The following is a 17,563-nucleotide window of genomic DNA, read 5'->3' as shown; positions in this document are numbered from 1 at the left end:
TCGTCGTACCGCAGCCGCCGGCCGCGGGGCGGCCGCCTGTGGAGAACCCGGCCGCTGTCACCGCCGGCTGCCAGGATGTGCGGCCAGGTCCGCACCGCCCGCCGGGCTGAGAGGATGGTAGCCATGCAGGAAGAGCTCTCGGGCATGTCCGGCCCGTACGACCCGTACGACTCCTACGGCACCGCCCCCGCCGGTGCCGACGCGGTCCTCGCCGGGCTCGACCCCGAGCAGCGCGCCGTCGCCACCGCCCTCACCGGGCCCGTCTGCGTGCTCGCCGGCGCCGGCACCGGCAAGACCCGGGCGATCACCCACCGGATCGCCTACGGGGTGCGCAGCGGCGTCTACCAGCCCCAGCAGGTTCTCGCCGTCACCTTCACCGCCCGCGCCGCGGGCGAGATGCGCGGCCGGCTCCGCCAGCTCGGCGCCGACGGCGTGCAGGCCCGCACCTTCCACTCGGCGGCGCTCCGCCAGCTCCAGTACTTCTGGCCGCGGGCGGTCGGCGGCGAGGTGCCGCGGCTGCTGGAGCGCAAGGTCCAGCTGGTCGCCGAGGCCGCCGCCCGGACGGGCCTGCGGGTGCAGCGCACCGAGCTGCGCGACCTCACCGGCGAGATCGAGTGGTGCAAGGTCACCCAGATCGTGCCGGACGACTACCCGGCCGCCGTCGCCAAGACCGGCCGCGAGGCCCCGCGCGACCCGGCCGAGATCGCCCGGGTCTACGCGACCTACGAGCAGACCAAGCGCGACCGCGGGGTGATCGACTTCGAGGACGTGCTGCTGCTGACGGCCGCGATCCTGGAGGACCGCCCGGAGATCGCCGAGCGGGTCCGCGCCCAGTACCGGCACTTCACCGTGGACGAGTACCAGGACGTCTCCCCGCTCCAGCAGCGGCTGCTGGACCAGTGGACGGCCGGCGGCGCCAGCCTCTGCGTGGTCGGCGACGCCAGCCAGACCATCTACTCCTTCACCGGCGCGACCCCCGAGTACCTGCTGCACTTCCGCACCCGGCACCCGGACGCCACCGTGGTGAAGCTGGTGCGCGACTACCGCTCCAGCCCGCAGGTGGTCCACCTGGCCAACGGGCTGCTCGCGCAGGCCCGCGGCCAGGCCGCCCAGCACCGGCTGGAGCTGGTCTCGCAGCGCGAGGCCGGGCCCGAGCCCGAGTACACCGAGTACCCGGACGAGCCGACCGAGGCGGAGTCGACCGCGCACCGCATCCGCAAGCTGCTGGACGGCGGCGTGCGGGCGAGCGAGATCGCCGTGCTGTTCCGCACCAACGGCCAGTCCGAGGTCTACGAGCAGGCCCTCTCCGACCTCGGCCTGCCGTACCAGCTGAAGGGCGCAGAGCGCTTCTTCGAGCGGCCCGAGGTCCGCGAGGCCGGTGTGCTGCTCAAGGGCGCCGCCCGGGCCGCCTCCGACCCGCTGACCGCCGACGAGCCCGACCTGGCCGGCCAGGTCCGCGCGGTGCTCGCGACCCGCGGCTTCACCGCCACCCCGCCGGCCGGCTCCGGCGCCGTCCGCGAGCGCTGGGAGTCGCTGGCCGCGCTCGTCCGGCTCGCGGAGGAGTTCGAGGCCGGCCGCCGGCGGGCGGGGGAGAGCACCGACCTCGCCGCCTACGTCGCCGAGCTCGACGCCCGGGCCGCGGCCCAGCACGCCCCCGCCGTCGAGGGCGTCACGCTGGCCTCGCTGCACGCCGCCAAGGGCCTGGAGTGGGACGCCGTCTTCCTCGTCGGCCTCAGCGAGGGCACCCTGCCGATCATCTACGCCAAGACCGACGAGCAGGTCGAGGAGGAGCGCCGGCTGCTGTACGTCGGCGTGACCCGCGCACGGCAGCACCTGTCGCTCTCCTGGGCGCTCTCGCGCTCCCCGGGCGGCCGGGCGAGCCGCCGCCCCACCCGCTTCCTGGACGGCCTGCGGCCCGGCTCCGGCACCGCCCGGGGCGGCTCCCGCGGCGGGCGCGGCGGCGTCGAGCACGGCGAGGCCCGGCCGGCCTCCCGCCGCGCCCCGCGCGGACCGGTCACCTGCCGGGTCTGCGGCCGCACCCTCACCGAGGCGGTCGAGCGCAAGCTCCGCCGCTGCGAGGGCTGCCCCTCCTCGATGGACGAGGCGCTGTACGAGCGGCTGCGCACCTGGCGCGCGGCCCAGGCGAAGAAGCAGGGCGCGCCCGCGTACGTGGTGTTCACCGACGCCACGCTGATGGCGATCGCCGAGGACGTCCCGGCGGACGAGCGCGAACTGTCCCGGATCTCCGGGGTCGGCGCGATGAAACTGGACAAGTACGGCGCCGCTGTGCTCTCGTTGTGCGCGGGGGAAGAGCTCGTGGACGTGGTCGCCGATGAGGCCGCGGACGGGCTCGTGGGGGAGCCGACCGAGCCGGCCTGAGCCGCTCGTGGAGATCACTCCGGAACTCGCCGGAAAAATAGTTTGCGCCCCGTACGCCGCGCGCAATAGCCTGCCGGAGCGGTCAAGGGGACGAGATCGCAAGGCCGTGGAAGGCCACCTTCCGCGTGCCGTTCGAGCACGGCCGGGGTCCGCGAGGACCCACCGGCCACCACAGCTCCACGCAGCACCGCACAGCTCCACACAGCAACAAGAGCTCCACCAGCAGGACCGACAGACATCCGAACACCGGGGCCCGGGGGACTGGGCACCGCGAGACGCCGAGAGGAGGCGAAGACAGTGGAAACCACGAAGAAGATCACCAAACTGACTGGCCAGACCGTTTTCGCCATGCCCGCGTGCGCTCCCTCGATGTTCGGCACCCGTGGCACCTCGACCGCCGTTTCGCGTCTGCGCGGCGTGGTCGTGCTGGCCGAAAGCGGGCTGGGTCTCCAGGGCACCGATGTCTCCGTTGTCAGTGGCTCCGGCTTCACTGGCCTCGGCGGCGCCGATTCCTTCGAGACGGGTCTGTCCCGTGACTGGGCGATCATCGGCGGCGGCCTCGGGCTGCGCGACGAGCGACCGACCCAGGCACCGAAGGCAGTGGCAGTGGCGGCCGAGCACGGCGGCTATGTGCGCGTCTCCGGTGCCGGAGCAGCCAAGCAGGACGAGCAGCTGATCAACCAGGCCCAGGCCGCCCACAAGGGCGCCGAGGCCATCCGGATGAGGGCCTTCCGCGGCCCAGCACCCTGGAGCGAACGAACCTGAGTCAACCTCAGGTCGGTCTCCAGGGCCGCGGAACCCGTCACCACCGGGATCCGCGGCCCTTCTGTTTTGTCCGGTACGTCAAGACGAACCCAGGTCCTCCGGGACCTCCGGTCCGGCCCCACCAGCCGGCTGGACCGGAACCACTGAGAAAAGACGAGGAAGAAGTGTCCACGGTCATCACACCGCCCCTCCCGTCCGTACCGACAGACAAGTTCACCAAGGCCGACCAGGCCGACCCCCCGGAGGTTTCCCTGATGCAGCAGCTCTCCTCGCTCGACGAGGCCGACGCCCTCGGCCGCACCATCCCGTGCCGCGCCTTCGACCCGGAGGTGTTCTTCGCCGAGACGCCGGCGGACGTCGAGTACGCCAAGTCCCTCTGCGGCACCTGCCCGGTGAAGGAGTCCTGCCTCGCCGGTGCGCTGGAGCGGCGCGAGCCGTGGGGCGTCTGGGGCGGCGAGCTCTTCGTGCAGGGCGTGGTCGTGGCCCGCAAGCGGCCGCGGGGCCGTCCGCGCAAGACCGAGGTCATGGCGTGATCACCGCCCACACGTCCTCCGGTCACGGAACCGCAGGAGTCCGACGGGGAGAGCAGCCCCCGCAGGACGACACCCTGCGCCGCTCCGTACGCATCGCCGCCGCCGAGGCCGATGCCCGAGCCCATCGCCCCTTCCCGAGCACGCACCACGAGCAGGACCACCACATGACCCCCGTCGCCGACCACACCGCCGACTTCGAGCAGAACGCCGAACTCCAGATCCGGAACAGGAACTTCGACATGCATCTCCTCCAGGAATCCCTGGCCCGCGCCCATATGCACGAACGCATCCGCGAGGCGGAGCGCCAACGCCTCGGCGCGCGCGTCGCCCGGGCCGTCCGCCTCCGGCGGAAGGCCGAGATCGCTTCGCTGCGCGCCCGCAGGGCGCTTGCCACCGCCCTGATGTGACGGACCGCCGCCCCACCCCCGGGACCCCCGAGCCCGGGAACGGCGCGGCCCGTCCATGGACCAGGCAGAGCACAACGAACGACGGCCGCCCCCCTGCGGAAGGGGGCGGCCGTCGCCGTCGTTCGAGGCGGACGCGGCCGGGCCGCGTCCGCCGGGGTCACTCGGAGAAGCCCGGCAGCCAGGCGGTCAGCTCCTCGTGCAGCCGCACGGTCGCACCCAGCTGGCAGAGCACGCCGATCGTGCTCAGCGTCACCCGGTGGATCAGCAGGTACGACGGCGGCAGGTTGAGCTGCTTGCCGAGGTTGTAGGCGGGCGAGCGCGGGTCGGCGATCCGGGCCGCCTGGGCGCGCATCCAGTCCCGGGTGAAGGTGAACTCCTCGACCCGGGTCGGCTCGATGATCGGCACCAGGTAGTCCAGCACCGCGTCCGGGTCCAGTGTGATCGTCGGCCGGACGAAGCCCTCCTGGCGGAGCAGGTCGTAGACGGCGCCCGCCTCACCGGCCAGCGCGAGCCGCAGTGAAGCGCCGATCGGCTCCGGCAGGCCGCCGGGCAGCCGGTCCACCGTGCCGAAGTCGAGGACCCCGAGCCGCCACTCCTCCACCGGTCCGCCGTCGCCCAGCAGCCGGAAGTTGCCCGGGTGCGGGTCGGCGTGCAGCAGGCCGGTGCGGGTCGGCCCGGCGAACAGGAACCGTGCCAGCAGCTGGCCGGCCCGGTCCCGCTCCTCCCGCGAACCCGAGGCGATCACCCGGGCCAGCGGCGTGCCGTCCATCCACTCGGTGACCAGGACCTGCCCGGACCGGTCGACGACCTGCGGCACGGCGATGTCCGGGTCGTCGGCGAACTCGACCGCGTGGGACCGCTGGGCCTCCGCCTCCAGGCCGTAGTCCAGCTCCTCCGCGACCCGGGCCCGCATCTCGGTGATCAGCGGCTTCATGTCCATCCCCGGGATCAGCGGGCCGAGCACCCGGGCGAGCCGGGCCAGCTGGCCCAGGTCGCTCAGCAGGGCGTCACCGGCACCCGGGTACTGCACCTTGACCGCGACCGCCCGCCCGTCGTGCCAGACCGCACGGTGCACCTGCCCGATGGACGCCGCGGCGGCCGGCCGGTCGTCGAAGCTGCGGAACCTGTCCCGCCAGTCCTCGCCGATCTGCTCCGCCATCACCCGGTGCACGGTGGCCGCGGGCATCGCCGGGGCCGAGTCCTGAAGCTTCGTCAGCGCGGCCCGGTACGGGCCCGCCACGTCCTCCGGCAGCGCCGACTCGAAGACGGACAGCGCCTGCCCGAACTTCATCGCGCCGCCCTTGAGCTGACCGAGCGTCGAGAACAGCTGCTCGGCGGTGCGCTGCTGGAGCTCGGCGGTGACCTCCTCGGCCGGCCGGCCGCCCAGCCGCTTGCCCAGCCCGAGCGTGGCACGGGTGGCGAAGCCGAGCGGCAGTGCCGCCAGCCGAGCCGTCCGCGTCACGGCCTTGCGCGGAAGATCGCTCACCCCGGGCCTCCCAGTCGGATCGCGCCCGCCGGGGCGGCCCGGCACCGAGTACCGGACACGGCCTGCCGCCGGGCAGTGGTCACCACGCCATTGTGCCCGCTCGCCACCCCGGATCCGGCGAATCATCCGGACTGGCATTCGGGCGCGCAACCGGAGGGGACGGCGCGCCCCGCGGGATTCACCCCCGTGGCCCACTCCGGGGCCTCGGCGGACCGGCCGACCTCCCGCGTTCACCCGCCCGGGGGAGGCCCCCACGGGCCCGGCGGGAGACCGGGCCGCCCGAACGAGGGACCCGCCCGTCCGGCCGGGCCCGGCCGACCGGAGGCCTCGGCCGACCGCAACCCGGCTCGCTCCGGGCAGGCGGCCGACGGGCAGGCGGCCGACGGGCGGCGCGGGCCCGGTCACGCCCCGCCCCGGCCCGCGCCCGAACAGGCCCCCGCCCCGGGGACGGCCAGCGGCGGTCGTCCGCCCGGCCACTGGCACCCGCAGGAGGGGTGGGCGGGCAGCCTCAGCCGCCGCACCATGCCGTCCGCGGCGGACAGCTCGCACCAGCCGTCCACGCTCGGCGGCAGCACGCCGTCCAGGAAGAGCTGCGCGTGCAGCGCCGCCAGCCCTGCGACCGCGGTGGCCAGGGCGCTGTCGCAGGCAGGGCGGCCGCCCGGGCCGGCGCCGGGGCCCTCCAGCTGGGCGAGCAGCGCGGGCCAGCCCGCGTCCTCGTCGGCCCGGGTGAGCGCGGCGCAGCTGCCGCAGGCGGACGCCCCGGGCACCACCAGCGGCCCGACCACGCCCAGGTGCTCCAGCACGCCCACGTACAGGTGCGGCACGCCGGCCCGGGCCAGCTCGTGCGCCTCGACCGTGCGGCCGGCCCAGGCGCCGGCGCCGTCCCGGGGCGCCAGGACGACCAGGGCGGGCGGCCCGGCCGCGACCGGGGCGGGACGGTGCCGCTCGGCCGGGGCCGCCCCGGCGGCCCGCAGCACCGCCTCCCGGGCCGCGGTAACGCGCAGCCGCCCGACGTCGGTGGGCGCGATGCCGGCGGGGGAGCAGTCCCCGGGCTCGACCCGGCCGCCGTCGGCCACCGTCACGGCGCCGATCCCGCCCGCCGCCAGGACGGCGGCCAGTGCCGCCCCGACCCGCCCGGCACCCCGGACCTCCACCCGGGCCTGCCGGCGGGCGGCCAGCACCTCCGCCGCCTCGCCCGGCTCCGGGTGGACGAGGGAGAGCCCTGCCGCGTCCGGCCCCAGCAGCTCCCGCTGCGGCTGCGGGAAGCCGTCGAGGGCCTTGCGGAGGGCCTCGGCGTCGTCCAGCAGCTCGCCGTCGGCCAGCGAGTCGAGCAGCGCCCGCCCCGGGCCGGGACCGATGCCGAGCCGTTCGCCGGCCGCGAGCAGTTCGGCGGTGTCACGGGTGCCGTCGACGAGGTCGAGGAAGGCCGCGACGGCGGGGCCGGCCTGCTCGACCAGCCGGGCGTACCGGCGGACGGTGCCGAACTGGAGGGTCAGCTCGTCCCGCCGGAGGCGGGCGAGTCCGGGTTTGAGCATCGGGCGCATGGTCCTCGTTCCGGTGTGGCGTGCGGGCGGGGCGTGCGGGCAGGGCACGGCGGGGCGGGTGCGGGCGGGACCCGGACGGGCCCACCCGGGTGACCCCGCGGTGACGGCAGGATGCCCGAGGCCGCGCCGGCCCGCGAAACGCGTTGTCCACAGGTCCGGTGGGCTTGTACGACCATCCGTGCGTACACCCTGTGGACAACCTCCGTTCGCCGGGCGTGCGCCGACCCTGCACCCGGCCCACGGCCCCGGTGGCACCGATCCGTCGGATCCGCCGGGTAACGTCGGATGGCATGGCGGCCGAACCGGACACCCGATCCCCCTCGCCGCGCCGGCGTACCCGGGCCGCTTCCGGGTACGGGGCCGCGGCCGGCGGCGCGTACGCGCGCACCCAGCAGGCGGAGCCCCCCGTGCAGCAGCGGCAGGGCCCGGAGGCGTCCACGGCCCCGCCCTCGCCCGTCCGGGCCGCCCCGCCGGACGTTCCTGCCGCACCTGCCGCACCGCCCGCGGTCGACCGGTCGAACGTCGAGGTCCGCCGCAGCACCCGCCGCAGCCGCACCGTCTCCGCCTACCGCGAGGGCGACCGCACGATCGTGCTGATCCCGGCCCGGATGTCGAAGGCCGAGGAGCAGCGCTGGGTCTCCCAGATGGTCGAGCGCCTCGCCCGCCAGGAGAGCCGCCGCACCCTCGGCGACGACGCGCTGGAGACCAGGGCCCGCGAACTGTCGGCGGAGTACCTGGACGGCCGGGCGGTGCCGCGCCGGGTCCGCTGGGTCACCAACCAGAACTCGCGCTGGGGGTCCTGCACCCCGGCCGAGGGCTCGATCCGGCTCTCCCACCGGCTGCAGGGCATGCCCGGCTACGTGGTCGACTACGTGCTGCTGCACGAACTGGCGCACCTGCTGGTGGCCGACCACGGCCCCCGGTTCTGGGCGCTGCTGGACGCCTACCCGCGCACCGAGCGGGCCCGCGGCTACCTGGAGGGGGTGGCCGCCGCCGGCCGGCTGCCGCACCTGCCGGGCGCCCGCGGCGGCGCGCCCGGGGACGGCGCCGCGGACGCACCGGCCGCGGACGGAACCACCGGCACCGGCGGCTGCGACTGAGAGGGAGAAACGCTGTGGTCGGGGCTGCTGCCGGGGCGGGCCGCTGGGATAGGGTCTCCGGGATCAGCAGCCGTACGGGAGGGGGCCGGTCCGCGCCATGTCCAGGGAACTCGTCAAGGCGTCCCGTGTCCGGATCAGCGAGCTGACCGCGAGCACCGAGCTCTACCTCGGCGTGCACATCGCGGCGCCGGGGCTGACCTTCGACATCAGCTGCTTCGGCCTGGACGCCGACGAGCGGCTCAGCGACGACCGCTACTTCGTCTTCTTCAACCAGCCCGCCAGCCCCGAGCAGTCGATCCGGCAGCTGGGCGCGCAGGGCGGCGACTCCGAGTCCTTCGCGGTGGCGCTGCCCGCCGTCCCGGACGCCGTCCACAAGCTGGCCCTCACCGCCACCATCGACGGCGACGGGCAGATGTCGCAGGTGGCCTCCGGGTACGTGCGGATCGTGGCCGGCGGCACCGAGGTCGGCCGGTACAGCTTCACCGGCGCGGAGTTCTCCACCGAGCGGGCCGTGATGCTGGCGGACGTCTACCGCCGCGGCGGCGAGTGGCGCTTCGCGGCCGTCGGGCAGGGCTTCGACGGCGGGCTGCGCGCCCTGCTGGAGAACTTCGGCGGCGAGGCCCTGGAGGACGAACCGGCCGGGGCGGCCCCCGCCGGCGCCGCGGTCCCGGCCGCCCCGGTGCCGCAGCAGGCCCCGCCCCCGCCGGCCGCCGTCCCCGCACCGCAGCAGTCCCCGGACGCGACCCTGCTCGCCGTCCCGGTCCCCGCCGGCGCAGCGCCCCCCGCCGCCCCGCCGCCGTACCCCGACGCGACCCTGCCCGCCGTGCCCGTTCCGCCCGAGGCCCTGCCACCCGGGGCCCTGCCGCCCGCGGCGGTGCCACCGGCGCCGTCGCTGCCGCCGCAGGCCGCCGGCGTCCGGATCTCGCTGACCAAGTACGCGGAGCTGACCAAGTACACCGACGCCGCGGCGGCCGGCCAGGACTGGGTGAAGCAGAACGACAAGCTCGTCCGGGTCTGCCTGACCAAGGGCAAGGACGTGCTCGCCCTGCAGGGCAGCATGGTCGCCTACCAGGGCAAGGCCGACTTCGCGCACGAGAGCTCCGGCATGCTGCGCACGCTGGTCGGCAACCTGACGGGCCAGCAGCTGAAGCTGATGCGGATCACCGGCGAGGGGCAGGTGTTCCTCGCCGACGAGGCCTGCGACCTGCACGTGGTGCGGCTGGAGGGCGACTCCTTCTGCGTCGGCTCGGACCGGGTGCTGGCCTTCGAGGCCGGCCTGGAGCACGAGGTGCGCCGGATCGAGGGCGAGGGCCTGCCGAACGGCGGCTTCTTCACCCTGCAGTTCAGCGGCCACGGCACCGTGGTCGTGAAGACCAACGGCACCCCGGTGGTCCTGCCGGTCACCCCGACCCCGGAGACGTACGTGGACGTGCAGGCGCTGGTCGCCTGGTCGCGCGGCTCGCAGGTGATCACCACCGCGCCGGTGCGGATCCGCCGGTCCGCCTACGCCGGGCACGCGGCGGAGTCGTACAGCCTGCAGTTCCGCGGCGCCCCGGGGAACTTCGTCGTCGTCCAGCCGTTCGAGGTCTGAGGTCCAGGAGGAGTCATGCAGGCACAGTTCCTCTCCGGGGGCGGGCTCGACGGGTACCGGGCCGCCGACACCGGGGCGCGGATGAGCAACCACGGCACGGCCATGTGCCGGGTGGCGATGACGGCCGCCGCCGACGTCTACGCCAAGGCCGGTGCGATGGTGGCCTACGACGGCTTCCTGCAGTACGAGCCGGTGCCGCAGTCGCTGCGCCGGGCACTCGGCGAGTGGGCGTCCGGCGAGCGCAGCCCGCTGCTGCGCTGGACCGGGGACGGCACGCTCTACCTCGCCGACCTCGGCGCCGACGTGCTCAACGTGCAGCTCGCCGAGGAGTCCCTGTCGGTGAACGGCTCGCACCTGCTGGCGATGGACGCCACCCTCGGCTGCACCGTGGAGAAGGTCCGCGGACCGGCCCTGCTGGCCGGCACCGGGCTCTACAACGTCACCGTGACGGGCAGCGGCTGGGTCTCCGTCACCTCCCGCGGCGTGCCCGCGGTGCTGGACTGCTCGGAGACGGAGACCTTCGTCGACCCGGACGCGCTCGTCGCCTGGACCACCGGCCTGGAGGTGCGCACCCGCCGGACGGTCAAGGTCGGCTCGCTGATCGGACGCGGCAGCGGCGAGGCGATGCAGCTCGGCTTCCGGGGCCACGGCTTCGTCGTGGTGCAACCCAGCGAGGACACCGGCGACCGTCTCAAGATCCGCGGCTGAGAACCGAGTTCGAGGAGCCCCCCGTGCAGAGCCCCCTCCTGGCGCACACCGCCGGCACCGGCACCGACCGCTTCGCGCTGCAGAACCCGCAGCTGCTGCGGGTCACCCTGGACGGCCGGTCCGAGGTGCTCGCCCGCACCGGTGCGATGGTCGCCCACGTCGGCAAGGTGGACTTCACCGGCTGGACGCCGCCCTCCGGCAACCGCCGCGGCAACCGCAACGGCGGCGGCGCGGGCAACCGGCAGCGCGACGCCGGCGCGCTCGACCTGATGCGCTGCTCCGGCACCGGCACGGTCTACCTCGCCAACCTGGCCCAGCACCTGCACGTCCTGCAACTGAGCCAGGAGCGCCTGGTCGTCACCAACAGCTACGTGCTGGCCCTCGACACCACGCTGGACTGGCACACCGTCGCGATCGAGAACGGCGACCGGATCGCCGGCGTCGGCAGCCGCTGCCTGGAGGTCTCCGGCACCGGCGGCCTGGTCCTGATGACCTCCGGCCGCCCACTGGTGATGCCGGTCGAGCCCGGCCGCTACGTCTACGGCGACGCCGACGCGGTGGTCGGCTGGTCCTCCGGCCTGGAGGTGCAGCTGCAGGCGCAGAGCACCAACACCGAGGCCTGGCGGCGGCGCGGCACCGCGACCGAGGGCTGGGAGCTGGCCTTCACCGGCCACGGCTTCGTGATCGTGCAGCCCAGCGAACTGCTGCCGCCGCAGCGCGTGCCGCGCGGCTGACGCGGAGGCCCGCCCCGGTGCGCCGTCGGGCGCGGGGGCGGGCCTCCGCGTGCGGAGCGGGCCGGGTCAGACGAGGGCCCGGGCGAGCCCGACCAGGGTGCGCACCGAGTCGTCGCTCAGCTCCGGCAGCGCGTCGAAGCCGAACCAGCGCAGGTCCAGCGACTCCTCGCTGATCAGTTCCCGGGCGCCGGGCGGGGCGACGGCCACGTACTGCACGTCGAGGTGGGTGTTCTCCGGGCGGTCCTTGCCCGCGCAGCGCACCTGGTGCCGGTCGAGCTTGACCGGCACCGGCCGGCCGTCGGGACCGGTGAGCAGGGACAGCCCCTCGATGCCGGACTCCTCGGTGGCCTCGCGCAGTGCGGCGCCCGCCAGCGTGCCGTCACCGGGCTCGCAGTGGCCGCCCATCTGCAGCCAGCGGCCGACCTTCGGGTGCAGGGTCAGCAGCACCCGGCCGGCGGCCGGGTCCACCACCACCGCGCTGGCGGTGATGTGGGCGGGCAGGCAGGCCCGCATCAGACCGTCGGCGCTGCCGGCGAGGTGGTCGAGGTAGTCGAGCCGCAGCCGCTCCTGGCCGGGGTCGGCGGACTTCCAGTCCTGCAGGGTGCGGACGGCGTCCCGGTGCAGGGCGTCGGTCACTTGTCGCCGTCCTTGCCCTCGTCGTCGCCGGTGGACCCGGTGCCCTCGGTGCCGGCCGCGTCCCCGCCGCGGGCGGCGTCGCCGAGCAGCTTGTCGAGCGCGTCGAAGTCGATGCCGCCCTCCTCCGCGCGGTGCACGAAGCCGTCCGGGTCGTCCAGGTCGGCGGCGGTCGGCAGCATGTCCGGGTGCTCCCAGAGAGCGTCGCGGCCCTCGATGCCGCGGGCGTCGGCGAGCGAGGCCCACAGCCGGGAGGCGTCCCGCAGCCGGCGCGGGCGCAGCTCCAGGCCGACCAGGGTGGCGAAGGTCTGCTCGGCCGGCCCGCCGGTGGCCCGGCGGCGGCGCAGCGTCTCGCGGAGCGCCGCGGCCTGCGGCAGGTGCGGCTGGGCTGCGGCGTGCACGACCGCGTCCACCCAGCCCTCGACCAGCGCGAGCGCCGTCTCCAGCCGGGCCAGCGCGGCCTTCTGCTCGGGGGTGTCCTCGGGCTGCAGCAGACCGCCGGCCAGCGCCTCCTGCAGCGCCTCCGGGTTGGTCGGGTCGAGCTGGCCGACCAGCTCCTCCATCCGCGAGGTGTCGACCTTGATGCCGCGCGCGTACGCCTCGACCGCGCCGAACAGGTGCGCCCGCAGCCACGGCACGTGCGCGAACAGGCGCTGGTGGGCGGCCTCGCGCAGGGCGAGGTAGAGCCGCACCTCGTCGGCCGGGACGCTCAGGCCCTCGCCGAACTCGGCGATGTTCTGCGGCAGCAGCGCGGCCTTGCCGGACGGGGCGAGCGGCAGGCCGACGTCGGTCGAGCCGACCACCTCGGCGGCGAGCGCGCCGAGCGCCTGCCCGATCTGGGTGCCGAACATGGCGCCGCCCATCGAACGCATGACGCCCATCAGCGGCCCGGCCATGGCCTGCATCTCCGGCGGCAGCACACCGCCCATGGCGGTGCCGACCCGCTCGGCGACCGGGTCCACCAGGTCCTTCCAGACCGGCAGGGTCGCCTCGATCCACTCGGCGCGGCTCCACGCCACGGCGGTGGTCGAGCCCGACGGGAACTCGGTGGCCGCGTCCAGCCACAGCTCGGCGAGGCGGACGGCCTCGACGACGGCGTTGCGCTCGGCCGCGCCGACCGAGCGGTCCTTGCTGCGGCCCTCGGCGGGTTCGGCGACGACCGTCTGCCGGGCGATGTTCTGCGCCAGCTCCCAGTTCACCGGGCCGCCGTCGAAGGACAGCATCTGCCCGAGCTGCTGGAAGGCCGCGCCGAGGTCGTTGGGGTTGAGGTTGCCCATCATCGCGCCGAAGGGGTTGTCGCCGCCGGCGCCGCCCATGCCGAACAGCGCGCCGAGCGGGTTGCCCGCACCGAGGCCGAAGGGCGGCTGAGGGGTCTCGCCCGGGCCGCCCTTGCCCTCGGCGGCGGCGTCGCCCTGGTCGTCCTGCTTGCCCTTGCCGTCCTCGGGCTCCTCGGGCGGGACGGAGAATCCGAAGGGGAGGTCGCTCACGGGGTCCTCAGATCTGCTCGGCCGTCACGCGGGATGTGGCGGGGAATTCGTGTGCCCGCGGAGGCGGGGCGTGTCCATGGTCTCGCGGCCCGATGGTGCCGGGTGCGCCCGCCGGGCCCTTGCCTCGGGCAGGATGGACGTACGTGACACTCGTACGTACGCACATAAGCTAACCGTGGAGGATGGCCGGTGAGTTCCCCGCCTTCGGACGTTCGCTCTGGGCTGACCGGAGGTGAGGACGACAGCGCGGCCGCCGCGGGTTCGCCGTCTCCAGCCTACGGCGGCAGGCCACTGACCGTGGCCGTCACCGGGGCGGCCGGCGTGCTCGGCGAGCGGGTCGCGGCCCGGATGGTCGACTCCCCGGGGGTCCGCCGGGTGCTCGCGATCGACGACCGCCGCGGCGAGGTGCCCGGCGTCCAGTGGCGCATCCTCGACGTCCGCGACCCGGCCGTGGCCGAACGGCTGGCCGGGGTCGACGTGGTCGTCCACCTGGCCATGGACCTCGGCATGGAGACCGACCCGCGGGCCCGGAGCGCGTACAACGTGCGGGGCGCGCAGACCGTGGTGACCGCCGCCGCGGCCGCCGGGGTCTCCCGCGTCGTGCTCTGCACCTCGGCGATGGTCTACGGCGCGCTGCCCGACAACGAGGTGCCGCTCGCCGAGGACTCCGAACTGCGGGCCACCGAGGAGGCCACGCTCGTCGGGGACCTGCTGGAGATCGAACGGCTCGCCCGGCGCGCCCCGCGCGCCCACCCGGGCCTGCAGATCACCGTGCTCCGCCCGGCCGTGGTGGTCGGCCCGGGCATCGACACCGTGCTGACCCGGCACTTCGAGGCACCGCGGCTGCTGGTGGTGGCCGGCTCGCGGCCCTGCTGGCAGTTCTGCCACGTGGACGACCTCGCCTCGGCGCTGGAGTACGCGGCGCTCGGCCTGGTCGAGGGGGAGGTCACCGTCGGCTCCGACGGCTGGCTGGAGCAGGAGGACGTCGAGGAGCTCTCCGGCATCCGCCGCATGGAGCTGCCCGCCTCGCTGGCCCTCGGCACCGCGGCCCGGCTGCACCGCCTCGGCCTCACCCCGGCCCCGGCCGGCGACCTCGCCTACACCATGTACCCCTGGGTGGTCTCCGGCAGCCGGCTGCACGAGGCGGGCTGGCGGCCGGAGCACAGCAACGAGGAGGTCCTCGCGGAGCTGCTCGCCCAGGTCTCCGGCAAGCACGCGGTGGCCGGCCGCCGGCTCGGCGGCAAGGAGGCGGCCACCAGCCTGGGCGCCGCCGGCGCCACCGTGGCCCTGGTGGGCACCGCCGCCCTGGTCCGCCGCGCCCGCAAGCGGCGGCGGTTCTGAGCCGTCCCGTCCACCGCCCGACCCGCCCTTGCATTCCGCTCTGCGGAATGCCCCAATCGTGATGCGGAAGCCCTTGCCGGGCGGCACCCGTCATGGGGAATCATGGTGACCATGTCCGAGAACCACGACCCAATCCGCCTGCTCGCCATCCGCGACACCCCGCTCTCCCTGGACGAGGTGTACGAGGCGGTCGGCGACGACGCGGCCGGCGGCACCACGGTCTTCGTGGGGACGGTCCGCGACCACGACGGCGGCAAGTCCGTCTCCGCGCTGGAGTACAGCGCCCACCCGACGGCCGAGCGCGAGATGCGCCGGATCGCCGAGAAGATCGTCGCGGACTTCCCGGTGAAGGCCCTGGCGGCGGTGCACCGGGTGGGCCGGCTGGACATCACCGACAGGGCGGTGATCGTCGCCGTCTCCTGCGCGCACCGCGGCGAGGCCTTCGAGGCGGCCCGCCGGCTGATCGACGACCTCAAGCACCAGGTGCCGATCTGGAAGCACCAGGTCTTCAGCGACGGCGAGGAGGAGTGGGTCGGCGCGGGCACCTGCTGACCGCCGCCGTCCCCCGTTCGCCCCATCCGCCCGCAGGGGCCGCCACCGGGTCTCCACCCGGTGCGCGGCGGCCCCGCGGTGCCCCGCGCACCCCCGTCGCGCCCCTCGCAGCAGGCCCGCCAAGGGCCCGCCGGTGGCACGTCGCGGCGGCGCCACGGCAGTGCCACGATCCCGTCGCGGTCGACCGGTGGCCGTAACCCGGTGCCCGCCGCGGCCGTTGTCTGCGCGGACGGTTAATCTGCTGATAGACACGACGAGCTGGGAGTACGGACATGGCTGCGCTCGCCTGGTTGATCATCCCCGTCGCCGCCGCTCTGGCCGCCATGGTCTGGGCGGGCTGGGCGGCCCGCACCCCCCGCGCCACCGGTGATCCGGCCTCGCTCGCCGAGCACGAGCGGTTCCGCGCCGCGATGGAGCGTTCCACCGTCGGTTCGGGCGACGGCCCCCGCCGCTGAGGCCCCGGGCCGGGCAGCGCCCCATCGCCGTCGTCCCGTACTGTCGATCCATGCCACGCCGCTCCGCGACGATGCTCGCCGCCACCCTGCTGCTCATAGGCCTGCTGTGCGCCTCCGTGCTGATGCGGGTGCCGTACACCGAGATGAGTCCGGGTCCGACCTACAACACCCTCGGCGAGCAGGAGAAGAAGTCGGGCGGCTCCGTCCCCGTGATCGCCATCAGCGGTCACGAGACGTACCCGACGAGCGGGCACCTCAACATGACGACGGTGCAGGTCACCGGCGCCAAGTACGAGCCGAGCCTGGTCTCGGCGGTGATCGGCTGGCTGCGCAGGGACGTCCTCGTCGTCCCGCACGACAACGTCTACCCGAAGGGCCAGACCGACAAGGAGGCCCAGCAGGAGAACGCCGAGCAGTTCGCCTCGTCCGAGGACAGCGCCAAGACGGCGGCGCTGAAGCAGCTCGGCATCCCGGTGAGCACGCAGATCGTGGTCTCGTCCGTGGTGGCCGGCGGGCCCTCCGAGGGCAAGCTGCACGCGGGCGACCGGATCGTCGCGGTGGACGGCACCCCGGTGACCGCCAAGGAGCAGGTGGCCGCACTGGTCACCAAGCACAAGCCCGGCGAGACGGTGGAGTTCACGGTCGTCCCGCACACCGCGGCCGCCGGCACCGGCGGCCCGGCGGGGACGAACGGCGCGGCGACCGACAAGGCGGCCGAGAAGAAGGTCGCCGTCACCACCGGCAAGGCCTCCGACGGCCGGGCCATCGTCGGTATCCTGCCGGGCAACGACCACACCTACCCGTTCACCATCGACATCGGTCTGCAGGACGTCGGCGGCCCCAGCGCCGGCCTGATGTTCTCGCTCGGCATCGTGGACAAGCTCACCCCCGGCGACCTGACCGGCGGCAAGTTCGTCGCCGGCACCGGCACCATCAGCGACGAGGGCGAGGTCGGCCCGATCGGCGGCATCCAGATGAAGCTGATCGCGGCCCGCGACAAGGGCGCCGAGTACTTCATGACGCCGTCCGAGAACTGCTCCGAGGCGGTCAAGGGCACCCCGGGCGGGCTGACCCTGGTGAAGGTGGACAACCTCGGCGGCGCGCTGAAGGCGCTGGACCAGATCCGCTCCGGCAACACCTCGGCGCTGCCGTCCTGCCCCGGGTAGGAGCCGCAGGAACCGTCCGGGACACCCAACGGGTGTCCCGGACGGTGTCGCTCAGGAGAAGGTGGACAGCAGGGCCTCGGTGAGCCCCGGCACCAGGTCCGGGCCGGTCAGCACCTCGCGGGCGACGTCCTTCTCGCGCAGCCGCAGGGCGATCTCCCGCGAGCCGTCGCGCAGTACGGCGGCCGTGATCCGCACCTCCTGGCGCTGCGGGTGGTTCGCCACCCAGTCGGCGAGCTCCTTCTCGGTGGCGTTCTTCGGGCGGGACTGCTCGGCGCCGGGGGGCAGCATCAGCCGCTCGACCACCAGCGCGCAGCCGACCACCTGGTCCGGCCAGGCGATGGTGCCGAGGAACTTGTCCAGCTCGGCGCCGGCCGGCAGCTCGTCCTGCTCGACCGGGGTCAGCCCGGTGGCCTCGTCGGCGGCCAGGCCGAGCTGGCGGGCCAGCTTCGGGTCGGCCTTGCGCAGCGCGGCGGTGTCGACCAGCGCGAACAGCCGGGCGGGGAGGTCCCAGCCGAGGGTGGCCGCGTACTCGTCGATCTCCAGGGCGGCGCGGGTCAGCGGGGACGCGGCCGGCGGCAGGCCGTCGGCGGGCGTGAGGGGTGCATCGGACATGCCCCAATCCTCACACGTCCGCGGTGCCCCGAGGCCCCTCCGGGCCCGGTAACGGTCGGGTCTCGGGAGG

17 protein-coding genes are annotated in these 17,563 nt (G+C 74.9%); 12 read left to right on the top strand and 5 right to left on the bottom strand.

Annotation, left to right across the window (positions count from 1 at the left end; genetic code table 11):
• The first annotated feature begins 144 nt into the window (after positions 1-144).
• The 4 genes from IE98_RS0131540 to IE98_RS0131525 all read left to right on the top strand — a co-directional run bounded on the left by IE98_RS0131540 (position 145) and on the right by IE98_RS0131525 (position 4,084).
• Positions 145-2,379 carry an ATP-dependent DNA helicase UvrD2 gene (locus IE98_RS0131540; protein WP_052391232.1) on the top strand — a complete coding sequence of 745 codons (2,235 nt, stop codon included), beginning with the start codon at positions 145-147 and terminating at the stop codon, positions 2,377-2,379.
• A gap of 297 nt (positions 2,380-2,676) precedes the next feature.
• Positions 2,677-3,144, top strand: a complete 468-nt coding sequence (locus IE98_RS0131535) for a hypothetical protein (RefSeq protein ID WP_030274904.1) — start codon at positions 2,677-2,679, stop codon at positions 3,142-3,144.
• A gap of 176 nt (positions 3,145-3,320) precedes the next feature.
• The gene (locus IE98_RS0131530; protein ID WP_043175586.1) at positions 3,321-3,677 is read left to right on the top strand and encodes a WhiB family transcriptional regulator; all 357 of its coding nucleotides are present in this window, start codon (positions 3,321-3,323) and stop codon (positions 3,675-3,677) included.
• A complete protein-coding gene (locus IE98_RS0131525) occupies positions 3,674-4,084 on the top strand; it encodes a hypothetical protein (protein ID WP_106976764.1) in 411 nt (136 codons plus the stop codon). Before IE98_RS0131530 ends, IE98_RS0131525 begins: the two co-directional genes overlap by 4 nt.
• A 157-nt stretch (positions 4,085-4,241) precedes the next feature.
• Here IE98_RS0131525 and IE98_RS0131520 read toward each other — a convergent pair whose 3' ends face one another.
• Together IE98_RS0131520 and IE98_RS0131515 are read right to left on the bottom strand one after the other, a co-directional pair.
• On the bottom strand, positions 4,242-5,570 hold the full coding sequence (locus IE98_RS0131520) for an ABC1 kinase family protein (protein WP_030274901.1): 1,329 nt from the start codon (positions 5,568-5,570) through the stop codon (positions 4,242-4,244).
• A gap of 401 nt (positions 5,571-5,971) precedes the next feature.
• Positions 5,972-7,105 (bottom strand): ThiF family adenylyltransferase, encoded by a 1,134-nt coding sequence (locus IE98_RS0131515; RefSeq protein ID WP_159401132.1) that lies wholly within the window; start codon positions 7,103-7,105, stop codon positions 5,972-5,974.
• 416 nt (positions 7,106-7,521) lie between these two features.
• Between IE98_RS0131515 and IE98_RS43385 the strand changes: the two genes are divergently transcribed.
• From IE98_RS43385 to IE98_RS0131495, 4 genes are all read left to right on the top strand, one after another.
• Positions 7,522-8,214 (top strand): M48 family metallopeptidase, encoded by a 693-nt coding sequence (locus IE98_RS43385; RefSeq protein ID WP_052391230.1) that lies wholly within the window; start codon positions 7,522-7,524, stop codon positions 8,212-8,214.
• A 97-nt stretch (positions 8,215-8,311) separates the two neighbouring features.
• Positions 8,312-9,805: a TerD family protein gene (locus tag IE98_RS0131505; RefSeq protein ID WP_030274896.1), complete on the top strand. Its 1,494-nt coding sequence runs from the start codon at positions 8,312-8,314 to the stop codon at positions 9,803-9,805.
• Between the two features lie 15 nt (positions 9,806-9,820).
• Positions 9,821-10,513 carry an AIM24 family protein gene (locus IE98_RS0131500; protein WP_030274894.1) on the top strand — a complete coding sequence of 231 codons (693 nt, stop codon included), beginning with the start codon at positions 9,821-9,823 and terminating at the stop codon, positions 10,511-10,513.
• A gap of 23 nt (positions 10,514-10,536) precedes the next feature.
• Positions 10,537-11,247, top strand: coding sequence for an AIM24 family protein (locus IE98_RS0131495; RefSeq protein ID WP_063749043.1), 711 nt, complete (start codon positions 10,537-10,539; stop codon positions 11,245-11,247).
• Positions 11,248-11,313: 66 nt separating this feature from the next.
• On the opposite strand, the gene IE98_RS0131490 is transcribed toward IE98_RS0131495, so the two are convergent.
• Complete coding sequence (locus IE98_RS0131490) at positions 11,314-11,883, bottom strand: NUDIX hydrolase (RefSeq protein WP_030274891.1); 570 nt, start codon at positions 11,881-11,883, stop codon at positions 11,314-11,316.
• Positions 11,880-13,367: a zinc-dependent metalloprotease gene (locus IE98_RS0131485; RefSeq protein ID WP_030274889.1), complete on the bottom strand. Its 1,488-nt coding sequence runs from the start codon at positions 13,365-13,367 to the stop codon at positions 11,880-11,882. The genes IE98_RS0131490 and IE98_RS0131485 overlap by 4 nt, the downstream gene beginning before the upstream one ends.
• A 189-nt stretch (positions 13,368-13,556) precedes the next feature.
• Between IE98_RS0131485 and IE98_RS0131480 the strand changes: the two genes are divergently transcribed.
• The 4 genes from IE98_RS0131480 (at position 13,557) to IE98_RS0131465 (ending at position 16,881) form a co-directional block, all read left to right on the top strand.
• Positions 13,557-14,708, top strand: coding sequence for an NAD-dependent epimerase/dehydratase family protein (locus tag IE98_RS0131480; protein ID WP_052391223.1), 1,152 nt, complete (start codon positions 13,557-13,559; stop codon positions 14,706-14,708).
• A gap of 111 nt (positions 14,709-14,819) precedes the next feature.
• Entirely contained in the window at positions 14,820-15,260 is a 441-nt protein-coding gene (locus IE98_RS0131475; RefSeq protein WP_420706233.1) for a molybdenum cofactor biosynthesis protein MoaE, read from the top strand.
• A 272-nt stretch (positions 15,261-15,532) separates the two neighbouring features.
• Positions 15,533-15,715, top strand: coding sequence for a hypothetical protein (locus tag IE98_RS0131470; RefSeq protein WP_030274884.1), 183 nt, complete (start codon positions 15,533-15,535; stop codon positions 15,713-15,715).
• A gap of 50 nt (positions 15,716-15,765) precedes the next feature.
• Positions 15,766-16,881 (top strand): PDZ domain-containing protein, encoded by a 1,116-nt coding sequence (locus IE98_RS0131465; RefSeq protein WP_030274882.1) that lies wholly within the window; start codon positions 15,766-15,768, stop codon positions 16,879-16,881.
• Between the two features lie 51 nt (positions 16,882-16,932).
• On the opposite strand, the gene IE98_RS0131460 is transcribed toward IE98_RS0131465, so the two are convergent.
• Entirely contained in the window at positions 16,933-17,493 is a 561-nt protein-coding gene (locus IE98_RS0131460; protein WP_030274880.1) for a PPA1309 family protein, read from the bottom strand.
• Positions 17,494-17,563 lie beyond the last annotated feature (70 nt).

This window comes from Streptomyces sp. NRRL B-24484 (genome assembly GCF_000717715.1).
Lineage (GTDB): Bacteria > Actinomycetota > Actinomycetes > Streptomycetales > Streptomycetaceae > Kitasatospora.
The sequence above is the reverse complement of the archived record's forward strand: the minus strand, read 5'-3'. Positions and strand labels throughout refer to the sequence as shown.

What these genes read in the sequence shown, in the direction of transcription:
- IE98_RS0131540 (WP_052391232.1), top strand. Translation starts at nt 145, where the DNA reads ATGTCCGGCCCGTACGACCCGTACGACTCCTACGGCACCGCCCCCGCC.
- IE98_RS0131505 (WP_030274896.1), top strand. Translation starts at nt 8,312, where the DNA reads ATGTCCAGGGAACTCGTCAAGGCGTCCCGTGTCCGGATCAGCGAGCTG.
- IE98_RS0131460 (WP_030274880.1), bottom strand. Translation starts at nt 17,493, where the DNA reads ATGTCCGATGCACCCCTCACGCCCGCCGACGGCCTGCCGCCGGCCGCG.
- IE98_RS0131515 (WP_159401132.1), bottom strand. Translation starts at nt 7,105, where the DNA reads ATGCTCAAACCCGGACTCGCCCGCCTCCGGCGGGACGAGCTGACCCTC.
- IE98_RS0131475 (WP_420706233.1), top strand. Translation starts at nt 14,820, where the DNA reads ATGTCCGAGAACCACGACCCAATCCGCCTGCTCGCCATCCGCGACACC.
- IE98_RS0131470 (WP_030274884.1), top strand. Translation starts at nt 15,533, where the DNA reads ATGGCTGCGCTCGCCTGGTTGATCATCCCCGTCGCCGCCGCTCTGGCC.
- IE98_RS0131465 (WP_030274882.1), top strand. Translation starts at nt 15,766, where the DNA reads ATGCCACGCCGCTCCGCGACGATGCTCGCCGCCACCCTGCTGCTCATA.
- IE98_RS0131500 (WP_030274894.1), top strand. Translation starts at nt 9,821, where the DNA reads ATGCAGGCACAGTTCCTCTCCGGGGGCGGGCTCGACGGGTACCGGGCC.